The organism is Streptomyces sp. NPDC006476 (assembly GCF_040612015.1).
GTDB lineage: Bacteria > Actinomycetota > Actinomycetes > Streptomycetales > Streptomycetaceae > Streptomyces > Streptomyces griseorubiginosus_B.
The window spans coordinates 1-2,739 of the sequence record NZ_JBEXPK010000238.1; the positions used below are offsets into that span (position 1 = coordinate 1).

Genomic DNA, 2,739 nt, shown 5'->3' on the forward strand with positions numbered 1-2,739 from the left:
GATCGCGCATGCCGGGCTGGTCCCGGCCGTCCGGCTGGCCGAGCGGTGCGACCTGCCTCGGCTGGTCGCCGAGAAGGTCAAGCTGACCGGCGCGAGGAACGGCGCGGGCACGGCCGCGGACGCGAAGGCTCTGTCCATCGTGGCCGGGATGGTCGCCGGCGCGGACAGCATCGACGACCTGGATGTCCTGCGGCACGGTGGCCTGCCCCGCCTGTTCGGCGGGATACGGGCCCCGTCCACACTGGGCAGCTTCCTGCGTGCCTTCACCTGGGGACATGTGCGCCAACTCCAGTCCGCGACACGGGCGTTCACCTGCAACCTGGCCGCGCACACCGGCCTGGTACCGAAGACGGACGAGGTGGTGTTCGTCGACATCGACTCCAAGGTCAAGCAGGTCTACGGGCCGGCCAAGCAGGGCGCCTCCTTCGGCTACACCAAGCCCCGCGGCCTGCACTTCCAGATCGTCACCGTCAAGACATCCACCTGCGCGCCGGTCATCGTCGCCACCAGACTGCGCAAGGGCTCGGCAGGCTCCGGCAAGGGAGCTGCGAGCCTGCTGCGCGAGGCCCTGGCCACGGTGCGGGCGATGGGCATCACCGCGCAGATCATCGTTCGCGCCGACCCCGCGTACTTCTCCCACAAAGTCGTCGACGCCTGCCGCACGGCCGGCGTCCGCTTCTCCCTGGCGGTCGCGGTTAAAAAGACGGTCCGCGAGGCCATCGTGAACATCGCCGAGGACGCCTGGACGCCGATCGAGTACACCGACGCCATCTGGGATGACGAGGAGGAACGCCGGGTCTGCGACGCGGAGATCGCTGAGATCCCCTTCACCGCGTTCACCAGCAAGAAGAAGCAGTTCCACACCACGGCCCGGCTCATCGTGCGGCGCGTGAAACACCTCAACCCCACGAGCGTCCCTGACGGCCAGGCCGAGCTGTTCGGCGTCCGGCGCCACCACGTCATCTTCACCGACAGCCGCTTCACCCTCGTCCAGGCCGAGCCGATGCACCGCGAACACGCCGTGGTGGAACAGGTCTTCGCGGACCTGGAGGACTCCGCGCTCGGCCACCTGCCCTCGGGGAAGTTCACCGCGAACGCCGCCTGGCTGACCCTGGCCGCCACCGCCTACAACCTCACCCGGGCCGCCGGTCACCTCGCCTCCACCTTCCACGCCAGGGCACGCACCGGCACCATCCGCCGCCACCTGATCCACATCCCGGCCCGGATCGCCGCCGGCGCCCGCCGCTTCACCCTGCACCTGCCGCAACGCTGGCGCTGGGAAGCCGACTTCACCGACCTGTGGACGGCCACCGGACAGCGCACGACCACCTGACCCACGCCACCGCACCGACCGCCCGCGACCAGGAAGACCTCGGAGACCCCGCACCGGACGGCCACCCGGCACAACGCGCTGCCCGCACCCGAAAAATCACCGGAACCCCGCCCGAGATCGAAGATCAGAATTTACGCGGTGGATCGAGGCTGAAGCATGGACGAGGACTCACCCGTCTGCGTTACCCGAGATGAACACCGCTGCCGTCGAAGGTGACGAAGACGGGCGTGGACCCATCGTGCGGTGACGTGTAGCTAAGTTCCCCAATGACGCTACCGTTGCAATCATCCGCAGCATAAGCCTGGATGTTAGGCCTATCGTCACTAAGGCCAGTCACGTTGTACCCCTTGCTGTCTGGCGTGGAGATATTCGAGCACACGTCACCAATATGCCCGCTGCTATCAGTCCAACGATGCCGGAAGGATAGGGCCTTATTCCCGGGAACGGTCTTAACGTTTAGCGTCCAAGTGATGAAATCGGAATCCGCGTAAGCCGACTGGGAATCCGCGACGCCGACCCCGGCGACGCCCATCACCACAAGACCGGCGATGATCTTCTTGATACGTTCAGGTCGAGAAGTAAACACCTTCAACGTCAGCACCCTTCGTTGAGATCCGTGTAAGCGCCGGAAACTCCAAGCACTATCGAAGACGTGCGGCCGCTGGCGATAGAGTCATCTCACCCGGATCAACCTCACAGGCCTTCAGTTCAGGGTGATTGCAAAGTCCGGTTGTTCGCGGATCTGTGCTGGTCAGCGGAGTCCGAGGAGGACCAGGGGCAGGGCTGACGCAAGGTCCGGGATTGAGACCTTTCCGCAGGTTAGCGGTCCGTGATGTGGAAGACCGAAGCTCCGTTGAGGGGGGTGACCTACCAAGTCGCCCTGTGTCTACGGAGCTTCGGTGAATCGCCAGTCTGCCATGTGTGTGCCCGTGATGGAGTCGATGTCGCTTGCGTCGGAGCGGACGTTGCTGTTGTGGCGGTTGGCCGAGGGGAGAGATCCGCGTGATCCTCGGGGTCGGTGCTTCTCGCTGGTGTCGCTGCTGCTGGTCACGCTGTGTGCGACGGCGGCCGGATTCGGCTCGTGCCGGGCGATGGCGCAGTGGGCGCCAGCCGCCGGTCGGGTGGAGTTGCTGCGGCTGGGGCTGCGTCCGTGTGGCCCCTTCCAGCTGGTAGGTACGCCGAGTGCGGACACGCTGGGACGGGCCTTGACGCTGGTGCGTCCCGCGGATCTGGAGGTGCTGTTGCGGGTGCGCGGGCCCGGCCTGTTGACGGTGGCGGTGGACGGGAATGTGCTGCGCGGGTCTGGCAGTATTGACTTCTCCCCCAGCTGAAGCAGGGAGATTCTTCCCTCGCGGGTTGAGCTTTCTGCTTCTCAGACAGCAGCTGCCCCGAACTAACGGCAAGGG

3 protein-coding genes are annotated in these 2,739 nt (G+C 65.9%); 2 read left to right on the forward strand and 1 reads right to left on the reverse strand.

Annotated features, from left to right (window positions below; genetic code table 11):
- Position 1 precedes the first annotated feature (1 nt).
- Entirely contained in the window at positions 2 to 1,333 is a 1,332-nt protein-coding gene (locus tag ABZZ74_RS53490) for an IS1380 family transposase (protein WP_356951353.1), read from the forward strand.
- A gap of 181 nt (positions 1,334 to 1,514) precedes the next feature.
- Here the strand turns inward: ABZZ74_RS53490 and ABZZ74_RS53495 are convergent, their stop codons facing one another.
- Complete coding sequence (locus ABZZ74_RS53495) at positions 1,515 to 1,934, reverse strand: hypothetical protein (protein WP_356951354.1); 420 nt, start codon at positions 1,932 to 1,934, stop codon at positions 1,515 to 1,517.
- 340 nt (positions 1,935 to 2,274) lie between these two features.
- On the opposite strand from ABZZ74_RS53495, the gene ABZZ74_RS53500 reads away from it, so the two are divergent.
- Complete coding sequence (locus ABZZ74_RS53500; protein WP_356951355.1) at positions 2,275 to 2,664, forward strand: transposase family protein; 390 nt, start codon at positions 2,275 to 2,277, stop codon at positions 2,662 to 2,664.
- Positions 2,665 to 2,739: the final 75 nt, after the last annotated feature.

Coding starts and splice junctions, on each gene's coding strand:
- ABZZ74_RS53500 (WP_356951355.1), top strand. CDS start 2,275: ATGTCGCTTGCGTCGGAGCGGACGTTGCTGTTGTGGCGGTTGGCCGAG.